The organism is Zongyangia acetica (genome assembly GCF_038739695.1).
Lineage (GTDB): Bacteria > Bacillota > Clostridia > Oscillospirales > Ruminococcaceae > Zongyangia > Zongyangia gallinarum.
In genome coordinates this window covers 62203-82356 of the sequence record NZ_JBBEWN010000005.1, presented here as the reverse complement: position 1 = coordinate 82356, position 20154 = coordinate 62203, and the positions used below count along the sequence as shown (strand labels likewise).

Annotated in this window: 18 protein-coding genes and 1 tRNA gene; 18 read left to right on the top strand and 1 reads right to left on the bottom strand. The window is 51.0% G+C overall.

Going from position 1 to position 20154, the window contains the following annotated elements:
* Nucleotides 1-19: 19 nt before the first annotated feature.
* From rsgA to WGC32_RS05985, 16 genes are all read left to right on the top strand, one after another.
* A complete protein-coding gene (rsgA, locus tag WGC32_RS06055; protein WP_342681043.1) occupies nucleotides 20-913 on the top strand; it encodes a ribosome small subunit-dependent GTPase A in 894 nt (297 codons plus the stop codon).
* A 19-nt stretch (nucleotides 914-932) separates the two neighbouring features.
* Nucleotides 933-1568 carry a thiamine diphosphokinase gene (locus WGC32_RS06050; protein ID WP_191483124.1) on the top strand — a complete coding sequence of 212 codons (636 nt, stop codon included), beginning with the start codon at nucleotides 933-935 and terminating at the stop codon, nucleotides 1566-1568.
* Nucleotides 1569-1838: 270 nt separating this feature from the next.
* Entirely contained in the window at nucleotides 1839-1922 is an 84-nt protein-coding gene (spoVM, locus tag WGC32_RS15110) for a stage V sporulation protein SpoVM (RefSeq protein ID WP_224771641.1), read from the top strand.
* Nucleotides 1923-2093: 171 nt separating this feature from the next.
* The gene (locus WGC32_RS06045) at nucleotides 2094-3623 is read left to right on the top strand and encodes a DUF3794 and LysM peptidoglycan-binding domain-containing protein (RefSeq protein ID WP_342681042.1); all 1530 of its coding nucleotides are present in this window, start codon (nucleotides 2094-2096) and stop codon (nucleotides 3621-3623) included.
* Between the two features lie 36 nt (nucleotides 3624-3659).
* A complete protein-coding gene (spoIVA, locus tag WGC32_RS06040; RefSeq protein ID WP_342681041.1) occupies nucleotides 3660-5138 on the top strand; it encodes a stage IV sporulation protein A in 1479 nt (492 codons plus the stop codon).
* A gap of 203 nt (nucleotides 5139-5341) precedes the next feature.
* A complete protein-coding gene (locus WGC32_RS06035; protein ID WP_191483054.1) occupies nucleotides 5342-5758 on the top strand; it encodes a GtrA family protein in 417 nt (138 codons plus the stop codon).
* A 15-nt stretch (nucleotides 5759-5773) separates the two neighbouring features.
* Nucleotides 5774-6739 (top strand): glycosyltransferase family 2 protein, encoded by a 966-nt coding sequence (locus tag WGC32_RS06030; RefSeq protein ID WP_342681040.1) that lies wholly within the window; start codon nucleotides 5774-5776, stop codon nucleotides 6737-6739.
* A 21-nt stretch (nucleotides 6740-6760) separates the two neighbouring features.
* Nucleotides 6761-9481 (top strand): YfhO family protein, encoded by a 2721-nt coding sequence (locus WGC32_RS06025; protein WP_342681039.1) that lies wholly within the window; start codon nucleotides 6761-6763, stop codon nucleotides 9479-9481.
* A gap of 72 nt (nucleotides 9482-9553) precedes the next feature.
* Nucleotides 9554-9865, top strand: a complete 312-nt coding sequence (gene trxA / locus WGC32_RS06020; protein ID WP_342681038.1) for a thioredoxin — start codon at nucleotides 9554-9556, stop codon at nucleotides 9863-9865.
* Between the two features lie 19 nt (nucleotides 9866-9884).
* Nucleotides 9885-10277: a desulfoferrodoxin family protein gene (locus WGC32_RS06015; RefSeq protein ID WP_342681037.1), complete on the top strand. Its 393-nt coding sequence runs from the start codon at nucleotides 9885-9887 to the stop codon at nucleotides 10275-10277.
* Between the two features lie 299 nt (nucleotides 10278-10576).
* Nucleotides 10577-13195 carry a valine--tRNA ligase gene (locus WGC32_RS06010; RefSeq protein WP_342681036.1) on the top strand — a complete coding sequence of 873 codons (2619 nt, stop codon included), beginning with the start codon at nucleotides 10577-10579 and terminating at the stop codon, nucleotides 13193-13195.
* A 62-nt stretch (nucleotides 13196-13257) separates the two neighbouring features.
* Nucleotides 13258-14541 carry a bifunctional folylpolyglutamate synthase/dihydrofolate synthase gene (locus WGC32_RS06005; RefSeq protein WP_342681035.1) on the top strand — a complete coding sequence of 428 codons (1284 nt, stop codon included), beginning with the start codon at nucleotides 13258-13260 and terminating at the stop codon, nucleotides 14539-14541.
* Nucleotides 14542-14708: 167 nt separating this feature from the next.
* Entirely contained in the window at nucleotides 14709-15020 is a 312-nt protein-coding gene (locus WGC32_RS06000) for an STAS domain-containing protein (protein ID WP_342681034.1), read from the top strand.
* Between the two features lie 16 nt (nucleotides 15021-15036).
* Nucleotides 15037-15474 (top strand): anti-sigma F factor, encoded by a 438-nt coding sequence (gene spoIIAB, locus WGC32_RS05995; protein ID WP_342681033.1) that lies wholly within the window; start codon nucleotides 15037-15039, stop codon nucleotides 15472-15474.
* A 36-nt stretch (nucleotides 15475-15510) separates the two neighbouring features.
* Nucleotides 15511-16179 (top strand): sigma-70 family RNA polymerase sigma factor, encoded by a 669-nt coding sequence (locus WGC32_RS05990; protein ID WP_224771634.1) that lies wholly within the window; start codon nucleotides 15511-15513, stop codon nucleotides 16177-16179.
* Nucleotides 16180-16380: 201 nt separating this feature from the next.
* Nucleotides 16381-17457 carry a 6-phosphofructokinase gene (locus WGC32_RS05985; RefSeq protein ID WP_342681032.1) on the top strand — a complete coding sequence of 359 codons (1077 nt, stop codon included), beginning with the start codon at nucleotides 16381-16383 and terminating at the stop codon, nucleotides 17455-17457.
* 54 nt (nucleotides 17458-17511) lie between these two features.
* Here the strand turns inward: WGC32_RS05985 and WGC32_RS05980 are convergent, their stop codons facing one another.
* Nucleotides 17512-18135, bottom strand: coding sequence for a stage II sporulation protein M (locus WGC32_RS05980; RefSeq protein WP_342681031.1), 624 nt, complete (start codon nucleotides 18133-18135; stop codon nucleotides 17512-17514).
* A gap of 531 nt (nucleotides 18136-18666) precedes the next feature.
* Here WGC32_RS05980 and WGC32_RS05975 point away from each other — a divergent pair.
* Together WGC32_RS05975 and WGC32_RS05970 are read left to right on the top strand one after the other, a co-directional pair.
* A tRNA-Leu gene (locus tag WGC32_RS05975) sits at nucleotides 18667-18753 on the top strand.
* Nucleotides 18754-19211: 458 nt separating this feature from the next.
* The gene (locus tag WGC32_RS05970; protein WP_342681030.1) at nucleotides 19212-20144 is read left to right on the top strand and encodes a ParM/StbA family protein; all 933 of its coding nucleotides are present in this window, start codon (nucleotides 19212-19214) and stop codon (nucleotides 20142-20144) included.
* Nucleotides 20145-20154 lie beyond the last annotated feature (10 nt).

Genomic DNA, 20154 nt, shown 5'->3' with positions numbered 1-20154 from the left:
AGTAACAAGAAAGATGAACATGAAGAATATTCAAGGACTGATTGTCAAAGCATTGGGTGGTTTTTACTATGTAAAAACCACCCAAGCCTTGTTTGAATGCAGGGCAAGAGGAAAGTTTAGAAAAATTGAACAGACCCCCCTAGTAGGGGATGAGGTAGAAATTTCTCCCACAGAGGAGGGGAAAGGGTATGTAACTCGGATCCTGCCCCGGAGAAATTTCCTGGTTCGTCCGCCATTAGCCAATATCGACAGGTTGATACTTGTAACCTCCATTGATGAACCGGCACCCAATACCCTGGTACTGGATAAGCTGATTGCGATTGCTGAGCACAAGGAGATTGATCCAGCGGTGGTGATAACCAAAGCGGATTTACAGAAGGATCAGGCTGTGGCTTTTGCGGATATTTACCGCGGTTGCGGCTTTGATGTGTTTGTGGTTTCCAATGAGACAGGGGAGGGAGTGGACCAGGTCCGAGCGTATCTGCAAGGGAAGCTTAGTGCTTTTTGCGGTAACTCCGGTGTGGGGAAATCCAGCCTGCTCAACCGCATTGATGAGCGGCTGCAGTTGGAAACCGCCCATATCAGCCAAAAACTGGGCCGTGGCCGGCATACCACCCGCCATGTGGAGCTTTATGAACTTCCTGAAGGCGGCTACATTGCGGATACACCGGGATTTTCCTCGGTGGATTTAGAACGGTGCGAGGTTATCCTCAAAGATCAGCTCCAATACTGCTTCCGAGAGTTTGAGGAGTATATTCCTCAGTGTAAATTTACCGGTTGTTCCCACACCTGTGAAAAAGGATGCGCAGTCATCCAAGCTGTTGAGGAAGGAAAGATCCCCATTTCCCGTCATGAGAATTACCGGGCACTTTATGAGGATGCAAAAAATATCAAGGAGTGGGAGCTGAAATGATCCAAGGAGGGAAATGCTGATGAAACGCTGTGTCATTCTGTCAGCCGCCCCTGTGATGAATACCCGCGGCCTGCGGCAGCTGGTGGAGGAAGGGGATTATATTATCTGCGCCGATGGAGGAGTCAAATTGGCCCAGAGGCTGGGGATTACTCCTAACCTTATTTTGGGGGATTTTGACTCTTTGGATCAGGTGCCCGATATTGCGCCGGTTTTCACCTACGAGAGGGAAAAAGACGACACTGATACCATGCTTGCGATTAAGCAGGGTATTGCGGAAGGCTGTGACTACTTTTTATTACTGGGCGGCCTGGGCGGCGCGCTGGATCACACCTATGCCAACATACAGGCGCTGTGTTACCTATGCCGCCATGGCTGTCAGGGCTACCTGATGAATGCGGATAACATTGCCACCATTGTGGAAAACACCACGGTGGAGGTGGAAAGGAAAGAAGGCTTCAAACTTTCCTTGTTTTCTTATTCGGATACCTGCGAGGGCGTGACCCTCCGGGGAGTTAAATACCCTTTGACCGATGCGGTTTTGACCCAGGGTTTCCCTCTGGGCGCCCGCAATGAAATTTTAGAGGCAAAGGCCCGGATTACGGTCAAAAATGGCGCTCTGCTCATCATTTTAGCAAGAGATTCGAACACAATCTAATCTGCCGGCGTATAATGGAGCAGAACCGGTTGCTTAACGGGTTTTATACAAACTCTAAGGGGTGGTGGGTCGATTGTCCGCAAGACGTCGGAGGGACCGCAGGGCACTGACGTGCTTGACCATAGCCTTTGGAGCGGGAATCATCATCGCGCTTTGCTTTTCCTTTAAGTTTATTGCCGTGGTATCTCTGATCTGCCTTTTGATTGTGGGGATCGGGTCGCTGCGGTGTTAGCAAGGGGCGGATATGACGGTCTTGATGGAGGTTTTGGTATGAAAATCGTAGTGATCAAAAGCCCTAAGTTTATCGCGGGAATTCTGAGGATGATCTTTAAAATTAAAAAGGAACCAGCCTAAAGAAAAAGGGACGCGAAGGCGTTCCTTTTTTACATAAGGGAGAGAAGAGGATGCGGGAAAGCATCCTCTTTTTCTGTGCTGATTTGGACGAACACGGTGCATATTCGGGACAGGGGGGGAATATAGATGTGGTAGGTTACAAAAGACTAGTAAGAAGGAGAGAGCTTCCTTATGGATTTGAAGGTTACAAAGCAGGCGGTTACCATAAATGAAGTGGTTTTAGAGACAACGCTGGAACAATCTCTGGAATGCGACATCGTGCTGGCAGACTACTATCCGGATATTCTGCGCATCCTCAAATGCGAAATCTGCCCTAAAATCATCCAAACCAGTGTGAACGGGGACCGGCTGTTCATCGATGGCTTTGTCAATGTAATGGTGTATTATCTATCTGACAACTCCCAAATTCGGTGCTGTGAGCACAAAATTACCCTGAATAAATCCTGTGACCTCAAGACATCGGCAGAAAATCCGGTAATTATCGTGCGCCCGCGGGTGGATTATGCCAACTGCCGGGCAGTAAACCAGCGCCGTCTGGATGTGCGGGGGGCCATCTCCCTCTTTGTTAAGGTAACAGCACCGAGAGAAGAGCAGTTTATGGAAAATGCAGAGGGTGGAGGTGTTCAGCTGCGCCGGCGGACTTTTGACGCCACCGATCTGGTGGGCTATGTCAGCCGCCAGTTTTCCATTCAGGAGGAACTGGAACTGAGCCCAGGAAAACCTCCTATCTCTTCTATCATACGCTGCGAACTCTGTGCCAATACCACCGACTGCAAGGTGATCACCGGCAAAATCGTGGCCAAAGGGGAGCTGATGATCCACACCCTGTATGCGGCGGAGGAGGATCCCAGGCCCCAGGTTATGGAGAACACCATCCCTATCAGCCAGATCCTGGATATGCCCGGTGTGGATGAGGATTGCCAATGTGACGTGCGGTTTGAGCCTATCTCCTGGGATATGCAGCCCCAACCGGATATTGATGGGGAAACTCGGGTCATCGATGGCGATATAACCCTCTGCGCAACAGCCAAGGCATATCGGAAAAATACAGTGGCGGCTATCTGCGACGCTTACTCTACCACCCACGAGATAAAGCCTTCCTTGAGCCCTATCACTATGATGCAGCTTTCCGGGGTTATCAGCGAAAAGAGTATGGTCAAAGCAACGCTGGACCTGGATGAAGAGCTCAGCGTTATTGTTGATCTCTGGAGTCGGCTGGAGATTATCTCATGCAAACCCGGAGAAGGTTGTGTAGTGGTATCCGCCCGGCTTTCTGTCAGCCTTTTTGCCATGAATGCCCAGAATGAACCGGTCTATTTGGAGCGTTCCTCCGACATCAGCGAAAACATCAGCCAGCAAAATGTACCAGAAAGCCCGGTGTGTGAGCTGGACGCTTCGGTGATTTCCAATGCCTTCACCCTCAGTTCCCGGAATCTGGAAGTGCGCTGTGACGTAAAATTTATGGGCTGCGTCTATGACATGATGAAGCAGCAGCTTCTCACCGACATTGAGGTGGCGGGAGAAAAAGAGAAAAACGGCGACGACAGCGCATTGACCATCTACTACGCAGATGAATCGGAGGATATATGGGATATTGCCAAACGCTTTAATACTTCTGTCCAGGCGGTCATGGAGGAAAACGGCTTGGAGGATGAAAGGGTGAGAAGACGAGGCATGATCCTGATTCCGATTTTAGATTAACAACATACACTGAAGATCAAAGGGGGAACTGGAGGCATGGAAAGCCGTAACATATATACAGACATTGCCCGGCGCACCGATGGCAACATCTACGTTGGTGTCGTAGGCCCGGTACGCAGCGGAAAATCGACCTTCATCAAACGCTTTATGGAAACGTTGGTCATCCCGAATATCGACAGCGATTTCCGGCGGGAGCGGGCGGTAGATGAGCTGCCTCAGTCCGCTGCAGGGAAGACCATTATGACCACCGAACCCAAATTTATTCCGGAGGAAGCTGTTTCTATCAGCCTGGACGGAAGCAGTGAACTCAGTGTCCGGCTGATCGACTGTGTGGGCTTCATTGTCCCCAGTTCCCTGGGATACATAGAAAACGAAATGCCCCGGATGGTCAAGACCCCCTGGTTTGAGCAGGAAATCCCCTTTAACATGGCAGCGGAGATCGGCACCCAGAAGGTCATCAGCGATCACTCTACCATCGGGCTTGTGGTGACCACCGACGGCAGCATCTCCGATATACCAAGAGCCGAGTATGAAGAAGCAGAGGAAAGGGTTATCAAGGAGCTCAAAGAGATCGACAAACCTTTTATTATCCTTTTAAACTGCATGTACCCCAATACGCCTCAAGCCAGACAGCTGCGGGATCAGATGGAGGAAAAATACTGTGTGCCAGTGGTGGCGGTCAACTGTCTGGATATTGAGGAAAGTGATATCAAAGACATCCTCTCCACCATTTTGCAGGAATTTCCCGTCAAGGAAATCTCGGTGGAGATTCCCAAATGGCTGGTTACACTTCCGAAGGATCACTGGCTGAAATCCGCAACCTATGGGGCCATCCAGGGCTGCGCGGCGAGAATTACCCATATGAGCGCGGTCAAGACCGCTTTTGCTTCCGTCAGCGAATGTGAGTACATCACCGGTGCGGATGTGACCTCCCTGGATTACGGCGTAGGCAGGGCCCGCCTGCGGATTCATCTACAGGCCTCTCTGTTCTATCAGGTGCTGGGAGAGGCCACCGGTTTGCAGATCGACGGTGAAGCGGGGCTCATGCCCTGCATGATTGAGCTGGCCCGGGTGAAGAAAGAATATGACAAGATCAAAGGCGCCCTGGAAGAGGTGGAAGCCACCGGATACGGCATTGTTATGCCGTCACTAGAGGAGCTTTCCCTGGAAGAGCCGGAAATTGTCAAACAGGGGGGCCGGTATGGCGTCCGCCTCAAGGCATCGGCGCCCTCTATCCATATGATGAAGGCGGATATTACCACCGAGGTCAATCCTATTGTGGGCAGTGAAAGACAGTCGGAAGAGCTGGTTAGATATCTGCTTCAGGAATTTGAGGAAAACCCCCAAAAGATCTGGGAGTCCAACATTTTTGGCAAATCTCTCCATGAGCTTGTCAATGAGGGGCTTCACAACAAACTCTACCGCATGCCGGGAGAAGCCCGCATTCGCTTACAGGAAACCATCGAGCGGATTATTAACGAGGGCTGCTCGGGGCTGATCTGCATTATTCTATAGCCTTCAGAACCGAGGAAAGGCCAGGGACACAGATCCCTGGCCTTTCCTGTGTTTTAACAGGTTTTGCCTTGACATCCCCCTCGGTCATGCTAAAATGAGAAGAGCATCCTCCCGGTTCTCAATTTTTTGGGGGCTGGGATAAATGAAACATGATTTTGGCACTCTTATGGTGTGGACAAGCTGAGGAACAGGGGACATAGGAAATGATAGATAAGATCAAAGGACTTCTCATCCAATACAAAGAGATCGTCCTGTATGTATTTTTCGGCGGGTTGACCACGCTGGTGAACTTTGTCGTATATTTGGGACTGAAAAATCTATTTGGAGTGCCTATGGTGGCCTCCAACATTATTGCATGGGCAGTATCTGTCCTCTTCGCCTATGTGACCAATAAGATCTATGTTTTTGAAAGCAAAGATACATCTCCCCGTGCCATCTTTCGGGAGCTTTTCTCCTTTGTGGCTGCCCGGATTTTTTCCGGTGTGGTGGACACGGGAATGCTGGTGATTCTGGTGGACTACTGCCACATGAACGATCTGGTGGTCAAGATTATGGCCCAGGTGGTGGTCATAGTCCTCAACTATGTGTTTTCCAAACTGTGGATTTTCAAGAAGAAGTAGAGGAGGAAGTTTGTAGTGCCACTATTATCCATTGTGGTTCCTGCTTATAATGAGCAGGAGAATATAGCGGCCGCCGCCGCAGAAGTCAAAAAACATATGCAGCAGGCCTCCATCCCCTATGAGATGATCTTTGTGGATGACGGCTCCTCCGATGGCACCTGGCAATCCATTGCAGAGCAAGCCGAACAAAATTCACAAATTCGTGGATTGCGGTTTTCCCGCAATTTCGGCAAGGAGGGGGCCATCTTCGCCGGCCTGAAGGCGGCAAGGGGCGATTGCATGGTGGTCATGGACTGTGACCTGCAGCATCCGCCGGAAACCATTGTGGAGATGTACCGCATCTGGGAGCATAATGATGTGGATGTGGTGGAAGCGAGAAAATCTTCCCGGGGAAAAGAGAATATCTTTTACAAAGGTTTTTCCAAGCTGTTTTACGGACTGCTTAAGGCCGTGGGCAAGATCGATTTGGAAAACTGTTCTGATTTTAAGCTGATGGGCCGGCCGGTGGTGGATTCCCTCAATGCCATGCCGGAGCGACAAACCTTTTTCAGAGCGCTTTCCAGCTGGGTGGGTTATAAGACCACCGTTGTCTATTTCCAGGTGCCGCCTCGGCATGCCGGTACCTCCAAATGGTCGGTGGGACAGTTATTCCGCTACGCAATCCGCTCTATTTCCGCCTTTTCCACAGCGCCGATGCAGGCGGTGACCATCTGTGGCTTTGTATTTTTCGTCTTTGCCGTCGTTTTAGGACTGCAAACGCTGATCAGCAAGCTGCTGGGACATTCGGAGGCAGGTTTTCCTACCGTCATCCTGTTATTGCTCATCATCGGCAGCATCATTATGTTTAGCTTGGGGGTTATCGGTTACTATATTGCCCGCATCTATGATGAGGTCAAGTTCCGCCCAAGATATATCGTCAGTGAGACCACGGATGATAAGACGAGATCTTCAGAAGACATCCAACCACACCATCATTCTTAAAAATGTCAGGAGGCGCTACCCGTGCAGCATCATCGAATAAAAAATCCTTTGCAGGATAAGGGCCATTTGGTGGCCGCATTTTTTATCCCTATTCTCGTTATGTGGACAGTCTATGCGCTGTTTTCTGTCTTTCCCTTTGGGGAAAATTCTCTCTTGGTATTAGATTTAAACGGCCAGTACGTTTACTACTTTGAGCGGATGCGGGACGCCATTTTAGGCGGCGATGGCCTGCTTTATTCCTGGACCCGGGCTCTGGGCGGAGAGATGCTGGGGCTGTATGCCTACTATCTGGCAAGCCCGTTTAGCTTTTTAACCCTGCTTTTTCCCGACACCATGATTACCGAGGCCATCCTGGCCATGACCCTGCTCAAGATCGGCTCCTGCGGATTGACCATGGCCATTTATCTCAATTATCAAAAGCGTTCTTCCAGAATATCCACCCTGATTTTTTCTTTCATGTACGCTACCATGGCCTATGTGGTGGCGGAGGCCAATAACATCATGTGGCTGGATGGTCTCATTGCCCTGCCGCTGATTATCTGGGGCATCGAACGCTTGGTGGACAAGCGAAAGTTTGCTCTGTTTATCATCCCCTTGGCCCTTTGCTTTTTAGCCAACTATTACATCGGTTACATGGTGGGGATTTTCTGTTTCCTTTATTTCCTTTACTACTACTTCAGCCGGGAGGAAGTGGGCACATTCCGCCGATTCCTTCGGAAATTCGGCTGGTTCATGCTTTGCGCCGCCATCGCGGTGGCCATTGCGGCGATTATTCTGCTGCCCACCATGTATTCCCTGCGCCTGGGCAAGCTGGGATTTTCCACGCCTGACTTTAGCCCTGTTTCCCAGTTTGACTTTTTCCAGTTCTTCTCCAAGCTCCTTCCCTCTTCCTACGATACCCTGCGGCCGGAAGGATTGCCCATGATCTACTGCGGTGTGCTCACCCTGGTGCTTCTGCCGCTGTATTTCCTCAACAAGAACATTTCCCTGCGCAGAAAGTTTCTTTCCGCAGGGATTTTGGGGATCATGTTTATCTCCATGAACGTGCGCACCATTGATCTTATGTGGCACGGTTTTGCAGTGCCTAACTGGCTGAATTACCGCTACGCTTTCATGTTCTGTTTCCTGCTGCTCATCTTTGCCAGAGAGGCATTTGAGCGGATCAAAGAGGTACCCTTTGCCTCTATTATCAAGTGCTATGCAGGACTGCTTTTCCTCATCGCACTGACCGATCACTTTGCCTTTGAATATATTTCTCCAGAAAACTCTATCTGGCTGGCCGTAATCACCGCTACCATCTATGTGGGGATGCTTTTGCTTCAGCACAAGGATAAGGCAGAGGCTGTGGTTCCCGCAGTACTTGTCTTTACTGTGTTTTTGGAGATGGGCGCCTCTGCCTGGAATACCATCCAGGCCCAGGACGAGGACATCGTCTACTCTACCCGGACTTCCTACCGGGAGTTTATGGACCCCACCCAGCCGGTGGTGGATGAGATGTATGAGCGGGATGGCAGTTTCTATCGGAGCGAGAAGAATTTTACCCGCATGGTCAACGACAATATGACCTTAGGCCTTTATGGACTGTCCCATTCCAGTTCTTCCCTCAACGAAAAAGCCATTAACATGATGCTCAAGCTGGGAATGAGTGCCCGAGGACACTGGACCAAGTACCTAGGCGCCACCGAAATTGTAGATTCTGTTTTCGGTATCAAGTATGTCCTAGACAAGGGGACGATGGACAAGCCCTATCAATTGGCCTTTGAGGAAAACGGCATTGGCGTTTATGAGAATCCCAATGTGCTGCCCATTGTGTTCCCAGCGGCTTCGGAGGTCAAAGAGGTGGCTATCGACAACGATAACCCCTTTGAACTGCAAAATCAGCTGCTCAGCGCCATGCTGGGCACCGAATATCAGGAGTTTTTCCGGCCGGCAACAATTATAAATACCGACCTTGTCAACCTCAAGGAGGAACAAGCGGAAGACCATATCAAATATTCGCCGGTCACCGAAGGGGTGACCGCCCAGGTGGACTATACCATCCAGAACAATATTGATGGCCCGGTTTACTGCTATTTCCCCTCCAATTATGAGCGGAAGGTCAACCTTTGGGTCAACGATGGCTGGCTGGATACCTTCTTTGACAATGAGACCTATCACATCATGAATATGGGAGATTTTTCCGCAGGGGAAACTCTCGAGCTGACCATGACCCTGACCGAAAGCGAAGTCTACATCAAGGACGCCTATTTCTATACCTTTGACCGGGAGCTGTTTGAGGAGGCCATTGCGCAGCTCAAAGAAAATGAGGTAAACCTTGAAAAGGTCAACGAAACCAAATTGACCGCCACCGTGAACGCCCCGGAAGATATGGTGCTGTATACCTCCATCCCCTATGAGGATGGCTGGACCATCAAGATTGATGGCGAAAAGGTAGAGACCTATCGGGTTATGGATGCTCTGCTGGCCTGCGATCTGCCGGCGGGCGAGCATGAAATTACCCTGACCTTCCTTCCGGCCGAGGTGGTAGTCGGAAGCATTATCTCTGGAGTGGGAATCGCGGCGCTAGTGTTACTGCTGATCTGGGAAAAGAGACATCCGGAGCTCCAGAAGCCGGAAACGCCGAAGAATGACGGAGATGTCCCTACATCTTCACCTATGCGCAAGCTTTTGCAGGATGCGCTGCAGGAAGAAAACACCTCCCAGGAATCGATTCCCCAACAGTCAAGAGAAACGAAAGAATAGGCATCCATTTTGCTAAATCTCCTTGGAATGGGCACACTACCAGAGAGAAAATAGATCCAAAGGAGAAAGGCAATGAAAATTCAAAACTTTACCAAAGAAAACTTTGAGAAAGAAGTCCTTCACGCGAAAAAGACGGTGCTGGTGGATTTCTGGGCGCCTTGGTGCGGACCCTGCCGGGCGGTGGCTCCTATCATTGACCAGGTAGCAGAGGAAACGGCGGAAAGGGTCAAGGTGGGCAAGGTTAACGTAGACGATGAGCCGGAGCTTGCTGCCCGCTATGGCGTCATGAGTATTCCTACCCTGCTGGTGGTGAAAGACGGCCAAATTGTGAAAAATGCGGTGGGGACGAAAAGCAAACAGGAAATTTTGGACATGTTGTCCTAAAGAGAAAGGAGATATACCTATGGCACAGCACGATCAAAGATTTTTCATCTGTAAGCATTGTGGCAACCTGGTGGGAATGATCCACAACGCGGGGGTTCCCATCATCTGTTGTGGTGAGCCTATGCAGGAACTGGTAGCTAACTCCACCGAGGCAGCAGGGGAAAAACACCTGCCGGTGGTCAAGGTAGAAGGCGACAAGGTTTCTGTAGAGGTAGGCAGCACCCATCATCCCATGACCGAAGAGCACTCTATCCAGTGGATCTACCTGGAGACAAAACACGGCGGCCAGAGAAAGGGGCTGTGTCCTGACGAGGCGCCAAAAGCAGAGTTTGCCCTGACAGACGACGAGCCGGTTTCAGCTTATGCATACTGCAATCTCCACGGTCTGTGGCGGACTATGATCGAAAAATAAGTCATCTTTCAAAAGCGGGCAGGAGAACAATTCCTGCCCGCTTTTGAAATCGCGGAATATTGGAGTGCTCTGATGGGGGAAAGTCCAGAAATTCCACTTGACACCAGGGGCTTCCTAAGGGATAATATAATTTAGTATTTTGCGCATAAGAATGGCTTTTGTTTTGTCTCGCGGAATGAGAAAGACGGGCGAAAGCCAAAGCGCAAAGATTTGCAAATCCCTGCGCGCCGGTGAGGCTCGTATTTTGATAAGGGAAGCCGGGCCATTCCGGCGGATAAAAATGGGAGGGAATCATCAACATGGCAAAAGAATTAGGCAAGGTGTATGATCCCAAGCAGGTGGAGGACAAGACCTACGACTTCTGGCTTGCCGGCGGATATTTTCACGCTGAGGTGGATCATAACAAAAAACCATATACCATCGTCATTCCGCCGCCAAACATCACCGGCGTCCTTCATATGGGGCATGCCCTGGATGAAACACTGCAGGATATCCTGATCCGCTACCGGAGGATGCAGGGATATTCTACCCTGTGGATGCCGGGTACCGACCATGCCTCCATTGCAACTGAGGCCAAGATTGTAGAGGCCATGAAGAAAGAGGGCCTGACCAAGGAGGACTTGGGCCGGGAAGGCTTTTTAGAGCGGGCCTGGAAATGGAAAGAACAGTACGGCGGCACCATTATCGAACAGCTGAAAAAACTGGGCTCCTCCTGCGACTGGGAGAGGGAACGTTTTACGTTGGATGAAGGCTGTTCCGAAGCGGTCAAAACCGTATTTGTCAACCTTTATAACAAAGGCCTCATCTATCGGGGTGAAAGAATCATTAACTGGTGCCCCCACTGCTTAACCTCCATCTCGGATGCCGAGGTAGAATATGAGGAGCAGGCGGGCCACTTCTGGCATCTGCGCTATCCCATTGTGGGCACTGACCAGTTTGTTGAACTTGCTACCACCCGTCCGGAAACCATGTTAGGCGATACTGCGGTGGCCGTCCATCCCGACGACGAGCGGTATAAACATCTGGTGGGCAAGATGGTGAAACTCCCCCTGACCGACAGGGAAATCCCCATCGTGGCGGACAGCTACGTGGAGATGGATTTTGGAACCGGCGTAGTTAAGATCACCCCAGCCCACGATCCCAACGACTTTGAGGTGGGACTGCGGCACCATCTGCCTGTCATCAACATTATGAACGATGACGCTACCATGAATGAAAATGCCGGCGAGTATGCAGGCTTGGACCGCTATGAGGCTAGAAAACGGATTGTTGAGGAACTGGACAAACAGGGATATCTGGTCCGGGTGGAAGATCATGCCCACAATGTAGGTTCCTGCTATCGCTGCCATACCACAGTGGAACCGAGAGTTTCCAAGCAGTGGTTTGTCAAGATGGAGCCTCTGGCAAAGCCTGCTGTGGAAGCGGTGAAGGAGGGCAAGACCAAGTTTGTCCCCGAACGCTTTGACAAGATTTATTACCACTGGATGGAGAACATCAAGGATTGGTGTATCTCCCGTCAGCTTTGGTGGGGACACAGAATCCCGGCTTGGTATTGTGACGACTGCGGAGAGACTGTAGTCGCCATGGATGAGCCTAAGACCTGTCCCAAATGCGGCAGTACCCATCTGACCCAGGATCCGGATACCCTGGATACCTGGTTCTCCTCTGCCCTGTGGCCCTTCTCTACCTTGGGGTGGCCGAAACAGACGGAGGAACTGAAATATTTCTATCCCACTGACACCCTGGTCACCGGTTATGACATCATCTTCTTCTGGGTGGCTCGGATGATCTTCTCGGGACTGGAGCACATGGGAGAAGTGCCCTTTAAGACGGTACTGATCCACGGTCTGGTACGGGATGCCCAGGGCCGCAAGATGAGCAAATCCTTGGGCAATGGTATTGATCCGCTGCAAATCATCGACCAGTACGGCGCCGACGCCCTGCGCTTTACGCTGGCCACCGGCAACAGCCCCGGCAATGATATGCGTTTTTCGGAGGATAAGGTCAATGCCAGCCGTAACTTTGCCAATAAATTGTGGAATGCTTCCCGGTTTATTTTGATGAACCTTTCCGACGAGCTGACAAAGCCGGAGCTCCCGGGCGAGCTTTGCATTGAGGACAAATGGGTCCTTTCCATCTATAACAACCTGGTCAAAGAGGTCACCGATAACCTGGATAAATTTGAGCTGGGCATCGCGGTCCAGAAGCTATATGATTTTGTCTGGGATATCTTCTGCGACTGGTATATTGAGCTGACCAAAACCCGCCTGCAGGCTGGAGGGGAGACTGCTCTGGCAGCTCAGCAGGTGCTGGTCTATGTGATGAACGGCATCCTGAAACTGCTGCATCCCTTTATGCCGTTTATCACTGAGGAGATTTGGCAGGCCCTGCCCCATGAGGGCGAGAGCATTATGGTTTCCCCCTGGCCGGTATTTGATCCTGCTCTCTGCTTTGAGACGGAGGAAAAGGACTTTACCAAGATTATGGAGATGATCCGTGCCATCCGTAACTGCCGGGCCCAGATGAACGTACCTCCCAAGAAAAAAGCCCGTGTCTTTATTGAGACAAAGTTTGTGGATGTTTTCACCCAGTGCAAGATGTTTATAGAGCGCCTAGCCTCCGCCTCTGACGTGGAGGTAGCGGAATCCTTCCAGGTAGAAGGGGCTGTACAGGTCATCACCGACGCCGCCCGTGCCCTGATCCCCATGGACGAGCTGGTGGATAAGGAGAAGGAGCGGGCAAGGCTCCAGAAGGAAAAGGCTTCCTGCGAGAAAGACATTGCCATGAACGAGCAGAAGCTGCAGAATGAAAATTTCGTCTCCAAAGCGCCGGAACATGTGGTGAATCAAATTAGGGATAAGCTGGCCAAATCCAAAGAGCGTCTTGCCAAGATTGAGGAAAGCCTCAAAGCGCTCTAAAAAATAACAGAACAAAAGAGAGGCCGGCCGGATGGGCTGGCCTCTTTTGGTGAGGAGAAGCCATGAACTATAAAGAAACACTGCAGTATATCCATTCACTGCTCCGGTTTGGCTCACGGCCGGGATTGGAGAGAATCCGCATCCTGTTAGAGCGGCTGGGAAATCCCCAGGATAAGCTCAAGTTTATCCATGTGGCAGGGACCAATGGGAAAGGATCTACCACCTCGATGATCGCGGCCGCCCTGTCCAAAGCGGGATACCGGACCGGGCAGTATATCTCCCCTTATGTGGTGGAGTTTCGGGAGCGGATGCAGATTGACGGGGAAATGATCGGCAAAGATGAGCTCTCCGCCCTTATGGACCGGGTGCGGCCGGAGATCGAAGCCATGGCGGCCAAGGATGAGATTATCACGGAGTTTGAGGCTATTACGGCGGCAGCCTTTCTTTGGTTTTACGAGCGGGGCTGCGACATTGTCTGCCTGGAGGTGGGATTGGGAGGAAGATTCGATGCCACCAACGTTATTGGTACACCGGAAGCGTCGGTGATCTGTTCCATCAGCCTGGACCATGTGGAGATATTGGGCCATACCCTTTCCCAAATCGCTATGGAAAAATGCGGGATCATCAAGCCCCACGGCATTACCGTCTGTTATCCTCTTCAGGAGCCGGAGGCGTTGGCGGTGATTATGGAGCATGCCGCCGAAAGCGAGAACCTCCTCGTGATGGGCAACTTTGCCTCTGCGGAGATATTGGAAGAGAATATGCTGGGCTCCCGGTTTGTGTACCGGGACATGGAGCTGGAGCTTTCGATGGCGGGGCAGCACCAAATCGCCAACGCCATCACCGCTGTGGAGACCCTTTTGGCCCTTCGGAGTAAGGGATATGCTCTTTCTGATACCGCCATCAAAGAAGGATTGGCCTCAGTCCGCTTTCCGGCCCGGATGGAGGTGCTCAGCCGCTCGCCCCTTATTGTCCTGGATGGGGCGCATAACCTGTCTGGCATGGAGGCCATGGAGAGGGTGGTGGCGTCTTTGGATAAAAAGGTTACCGTTATCATGGGTATGCTTTCTGATAAGGATTACCAAGCCTGCGCTGCCCTCATGGCGCCCCACGTGAAGAAATTCGCCGCCATCCGGCCGGAAAATCCCCGAGCTTTAGACCCCAAGGTGCTGGCGGATTTGGTTCGACCCTATTGTCAGGAGACAGAAGCCTTTGAAAGCTATGACGCAGCGATTTCCTTTGCTATGGAGGGGCTTTTGCCAGAGGATGCCCTTTTTATCTGCGGTTCTCTCTATCTTGCCACCTCCATGCGGGAAAAGATGACGGCAATCCTCCAAAATCGATAAAAGAAGAGCAAAAGGGCGAACCTGCTTCGACCAATATTTTATGGGAAATCCGATACCATAGAGATATGGTATCGGATTTTTGTGTTTGCCGTCATTGGGACGCCGGATAACATGGTAAATGAGGACAAGCAGTACAATAATGTGTGGCAATAAGGAGGGGAAGCAAAATGCTGAGAATAGAGACATCCCAGGAGCTGATGATGGTATTTCTCATTGGCGAAATTGACCATCATTGTGCCGGGGAACTGCGGGAGGAGATCGATAGAGTGGCCGAACGGGTACGGCCGAAAACCATGATTTTAGACTTTTCTGATGTAGGGTTTATGGATAGCTCCGGCATTGGGCTGGTCATGGGCCGGGTACGGCTGATGAAGTCCTTTGGCGGAGAGGTAAGAATACAAGGTGCCCATGGAAACATCCGCAAGGTAATGCAGATTGCGGGATTGCACCGTGTGGCGCAGATGGACGACGAAAAATAGAGGAGGACAGCAAGGGATGAATATCATCAATGAAATGAAACTGAAGATACCCGGAAAATCTGTCAACGAAGGATTCGCACGCTCTGCTGTAGCTGCGTTTGCAGCCCAGCTGGATCCGACAGTGGCGGAGATCGCCGATATTAAGACGGCGGTCAGCGAGGCGGTGACCAACTGTATTGTCCACGCCTACCGGGACACCATAGGCACCATCTATATCGAGACCCGGGTATTAGAGAATCGGGTATTCATGATCAAGATCAAGGATCGGGGTTGCGGTATTGAGGATGTCAAGCAGGCCATGGAGCCTCTTTTTACCACCGCACCAGGAGAAGAGAGGGCTGGACTGGGGTTTTCTGTTATGGAATCCTTTATGGATAAAGTCACTGTCCGTTCCACCTTGGGCAAAGGAACAGTAGTTACCCTAACCAAAAAAATAGGGGAAAAGGGAAAATAAGATGCCTCTACATAACTTTGGACAGGGGGCATGGCTTTGAAAACACAGGAAAGTTCCCGGGAACAGGTGATTGAAAACAACCTGGGGCTGGTTCACTCCTGCGCCCATCGATTTAAGGGGCGTGGCATTGAATACGACGATCTGTTCCAAGCAGGCTGCATGGGGCTCATCAAAGCGACAGATGCCTTTGACACCCAGCGGGGGGTCAAATTTTCCACCTATGCAGTACCAGTCATCCTGGGAGAGATGAAACGGCTGTTTCGGGATGGAGGCAGTGTTAAGGTGGGACGTACCCTCAAAGAGCTCTCCCTCAAATGTGTCAGGACCCGGGAGCAGATGGCGGTGAAATTAGGCCGAGAGCCTACCGTATCCGAATTGGCCCAGCAGCTGCAGGTCGATGTGGCTGCTGTGGTGGAGGCGGTAGGCGCTGCCCAGCCGCCGGTCTCCTTGACGGAAAACGAGGAGGAGGGTGGAGGACAATTTGATATCCCCGTTGCCTCCCATGAAGAGAATGTGTCAGATCTTTTATCTTTGCGGGAGGTGATCACCACTCTGGATGCACGGGATCGGAAGCTGATTGTCATGCGCTATTTTGGCGGGAAAACCCAGACTGAGGTGGCAAAAGTGTTGGGAATGACCCAGGTTCAGGTTTCCCGAAGGGAAAAGAAAATATTGGGCAGCCTGCGCCAGCAGCTGACAGGATAAAGGCGTCCGGTGGGAATCCGGACGCTTTTTCATGAGAGATTTGGTATTTATTTCATTGAGGGCACAGAGAAATGGACAGAATAAAGAAGGTAAAAAAGAAATTTTTAGTTGATATTCCTATATTTATATCTTATACTTGAAGTAGACAAGGATTTAATATTCTACGAGATCAGAGCGTATGAAAAAGAAAGGATGAATCCTATGAAAAGAATTGGTATGCTCACAAGCGGCGGAGACTGCCAGGGACTCAATGCGGCACTGCGAGGCGTGGCAAAAGCCTTATATCATGAGATGGGGAAGGATGTGGAGATCTACGGCATTCGGGACGGATACCGTGGACTGATTGAGGGAGACTGCCATCCCATGAAAGAGTCGGAGTTTTCAGGGATTCTGACCCGGGGCGGTACAATTTTGGGCACCTCCCGGCAGCCCTTTAAACTGATGCAGGTGCCGGATGAAAACAATGTACACAAATTGGCCCGCATGAAGGAAACCTGCAAAAAGATGAAATTTGACTGTTTGGTCATTCTGGGAGGCAACGGGACCCATAAAACAGCCAATCTCCTGAGCCAAGAGGGGATCAATGTGGTGACGTTGCCTAAGACCATTGACAATGACCTGTGGGGAACAGACGCTACCTTTGGATTCCAAAGCGCGGTGGACATCGCGACCAATGTTCTCGACTGTATCCACACCACAGCTACCTCCCACGGCAGGGTGTTCATCGTAGAAATTATGGGTCACAAGGTGGGCTGGCTGACCCTTCATGCCGGCATTGCCGGAGGGGCAGATGTCATTCTTCTCCCCGAAATCCCCTATGATGCGGACAAGGTAGCCAAGGTGATCAAAGACCGCAACAAGGCCGGAAAAGGATTTTCTATTCTGGCAGTTGCGGAGGGAGCTCTCTCTAAAGAGGAAGCAAAAATGTCCAAGAAAGAATTCAAAGCCTCCCGCGCCCAGATGGTGGAACCATCCATTTCTTACCGGCTTGCCCGTGAACTAGGAGAGAGAACCGGCCAGGAGATCCGGGTCACCATTCCAGGACATTTCCAGAGAGGCGGCAGCCCCTGCGCCTACGACCGTGTGCTTTCCACCCGTTTGGGAACAGCGGCGGCCCAGCTCATCAAAGAAGAAAAGTTTGGCAATATGGTGGCACTGCAAAACGGATGCATTGTACCTGTTCCTCTCAGCGAGGTGGCAGGCAAGTTGAAAAAAGTGCCGGTGGACTGTGAGCTTATTCAGTCCGCCCGGGATTTGGGCATCAGCATGGGAGACTAAAAAGATCCGTGTCATATAAAAAGAGCCTGCTAAAAGCAGGCTCTTTTATATGTTTTACAGCAATGTTGTCAGCAACCAGGGGGTGATATAAGTTTCCACCAGAGCTGCCACGACAAGGAGAGGCAGAATAACGCAGAGATAAAAGCGAAGCATAGAGAGAAAAACGCCGCTGAAGGAGGCCAGCCTGCTTCTTCCCACCAATTTTTTAACCAGTTCCTTACACAGATAAATGCCCAGGGCGGCAGAGAGAATCAAAGCCGGGATTTCAAAGATACCATGGGGCAGCAGCGCCAGAACCAAGAAGGATACCCCGGTTCCCATTGCCATAGAAAAGGCACAGGCAATGCCGATAATTACCGCATTATAACCAAGAATGATAGCCGGAAGGAACAAAAAGGGAATAATTCCCAAAATGGCCATCAGTGCTGATGCCCGAATATTGTTAAAAAGCAATGCAAAAAAAGAAATACCACCGCTTTCGGTATAGACACCGTTTTCCTGAAACATCTGGGAGATGGTATTGAACAACCCTGCGGTCAGATCCTGATTGCTGTAAAAGACAAAATAGGAGACAGCCCAGCACAGGAAAAAAATCACGAGGGAGATCCAAAAGATTTTGAAGAGCTCCCTTCGGAAAAATAATCCGGGGCGGAGAGAACGACTTGTGGAACTATCCATATTGATTCCTCCTTTTCAAATTAGATGAAAGCTTATCTATTATTATGGAGGCAGCACACAGGAAAATCAAGTCAAATTCTGTGAAAGATAGAAAGGACTCTCGTAAAAAGAAAAAAGAAGATGACAGAGAAAATTAGCGGGAAAAGGGATAAGGATAACCTGCGCATCTTTCAAACAACAGGCTCAATTTATTATTTCGAAAATAGTTGACAAAGCAGAAAGGAACGGTTATTATATTAATAACAATTACTGATATTAAATTTGAGATCGAGCGAGATCTGGCAGGGGTTTCCTACATACAGCTGGGTTTGGGAAAATAGGTGAGGCTTATCAGATTATCAGGTGTCAACAGGCCGAGGAGACTGATGCTCTATCTGTGGAATGAAACCAGATAAAATGGTTAAATTATAGTACAGGCGAAAATGAACGGTAAAATCTCCGAAGAATCTTCTTCGGAGATTTTACTTTTTTTCAATTGCCTCTTGATTCTGGACTGTAATTTTTGTATAATATAAAGGCTATCATGAATAGGCCGGTGTGATGGAATTGGCAGACGTGCTGGACTCAAAATCCAGTCCTGGCAACAGGGTGCGGGTTCGACCCCCGCCACCGGCACCATGAAGGGTTGACAAAAAAGATGTCAACCCTTTTTTCTTAGTATTCATGCGGGTTTGCGGGCTTTTGGACGGAAAATCCGGAAAACGGTTTTACCGTGGATGTCCAAGGCAAAATCCGCAGCGAAACCCCACAAGCGGGGCTTCCGCCTGATTTTTCAGGCCGGAGGCCCCGCTTTTTTGCGTTCTGCGACCCTTTTCCCCGTTGTCGGAAGTGTAGAAGTTTCCGGCAGGTTCATAGATAGATTGAAGAAAGCCCAAAACGGCCCAAAATCAAACCCTCAAAATCCAAGGGGGTAGTGCGCCCTTTTTCAGGAACTCCCCGGCTGGCAGGCTGGGGAGTTTTTGCGCTTCCCCCCTCTCACACTCTCCCCCCTAAATACTTTACCAGCTGGGAAAGAACAAGATACGCTTCGCTCTTAACCAGCAGGAAACCAAGTTTTAGGCAGCAGCCAAGAAAGGATGAGCAAAACCATGAACATCGGCATCGACCATGGCTACTACGCCATCAAGACCCGGCATTTTTCTTTTCCAGCCGGTATCACCGCCTATTCCCATGAACCCTACACCCTGCAGAACACGCTGGAGTACGGTGGAAAGTTCTTCGTGTGCGGGACCGGCAGGCAGCCGATCCTGCGAAACAAGATGGAGAACGAGAACTACTACCTGCTGACCCTTGCGGCCATCGCCAAAGAAATCCAGCAGCGGGGCGCCAAGACGGAGTGCTCCGTCACCATCGCAGCCGGCCTTCCTCTGGCCGGGTTTGGCAGGGAGAAGAAGTCCTTCCGGGAGTACCTTCGTCCTTCTTCCCAGCCGGTAAGCTTCCAGTTCGAGGGCATCCCCTACAAAGTGGCCATCGAGGATGTGAAGCTGTTCCCACAGGGGTATTCCGCCCTGATGATCCATCCGGAACTCCTCCAGAACGAACCCTCCGTCCTGCTCATGGACATCGGCGGCTGGACGGTGGACCTGATGCGGCTGGACAACAATGTTCCCAACGCCGCCACCTGCCGGAGCCTGGAACTGGGGATGATCCGCTGCATCGACGAGGTAAAAGAACAGGTTCGCCGGGATGTGGGGCTGTCCGTTACCGACGCCCAGGTGGAGCGAGTGCTGGCAGGCAAGTCCTGCAGTATGGATGAGGACGCCCGCGGCATCATCCAAAAGCAGGGCCGCCTCTACACCGAGCGCCTTCTCTCAGCGGCCATGGAAGCGGGGTTTGACCTCAAGGCCATCCCGGTGGTGATGCTGGGCGGCGGCGCAGCGGTGGTCAAGCGCAACGTCTCCCCCCAGGACGGCCTGTGCCGGGTTTTTGCCCTGCTGGACGACCGGGTAAACGCCGAAGGATTCGAGCGGATTTTGGGGCGTTTGTCGGGCGGTGTGGGCAAAGGATGAGCAGGCCCCT

Coding starts and splice junctions, on each gene's coding strand:
- rsgA (WP_342681043.1), top strand. CDS start 20: ATGAAGAATATTCAAGGACTGATTGTCAAAGCATTGGGTGGTTTTTAC.
- WGC32_RS06050 (WP_191483124.1), top strand. CDS start 933: ATGAAACGCTGTGTCATTCTGTCAGCCGCCCCTGTGATGAATACCCGC.
- spoVM (WP_224771641.1), top strand. CDS start 1,839: ATGAAAATCGTAGTGATCAAAAGCCCTAAGTTTATCGCGGGAATTCTG.
- WGC32_RS06045 (WP_342681042.1), top strand. CDS start 2,094: ATGGATTTGAAGGTTACAAAGCAGGCGGTTACCATAAATGAAGTGGTT.
- spoIVA (WP_342681041.1), top strand. CDS start 3,660: ATGGAAAGCCGTAACATATATACAGACATTGCCCGGCGCACCGATGGC.
- WGC32_RS06035 (WP_191483054.1), top strand. CDS start 5,342: ATGATAGATAAGATCAAAGGACTTCTCATCCAATACAAAGAGATCGTC.
- trxA (WP_342681038.1), top strand. CDS start 9,554: ATGAAAATTCAAAACTTTACCAAAGAAAACTTTGAGAAAGAAGTCCTT.
- WGC32_RS06015 (WP_342681037.1), top strand. CDS start 9,885: ATGGCACAGCACGATCAAAGATTTTTCATCTGTAAGCATTGTGGCAAC.
- WGC32_RS06010 (WP_342681036.1), top strand. CDS start 10,577: ATGGCAAAAGAATTAGGCAAGGTGTATGATCCCAAGCAGGTGGAGGAC.
- WGC32_RS06005 (WP_342681035.1), top strand. CDS start 13,258: ATGAACTATAAAGAAACACTGCAGTATATCCATTCACTGCTCCGGTTT.
- WGC32_RS06000 (WP_342681034.1), top strand. CDS start 14,709: ATGCTGAGAATAGAGACATCCCAGGAGCTGATGATGGTATTTCTCATT.
- spoIIAB (WP_342681033.1), top strand. CDS start 15,037: ATGAATATCATCAATGAAATGAAACTGAAGATACCCGGAAAATCTGTC.
- WGC32_RS05985 (WP_342681032.1), top strand. CDS start 16,381: ATGAAAAGAATTGGTATGCTCACAAGCGGCGGAGACTGCCAGGGACTC.
- WGC32_RS05980 (WP_342681031.1), bottom strand. CDS start 18,135: ATGGATAGTTCCACAAGTCGTTCTCTCCGCCCCGGATTATTTTTCCGA.
- WGC32_RS05970 (WP_342681030.1), top strand. CDS start 19,212: ATGAGCAAAACCATGAACATCGGCATCGACCATGGCTACTACGCCATC.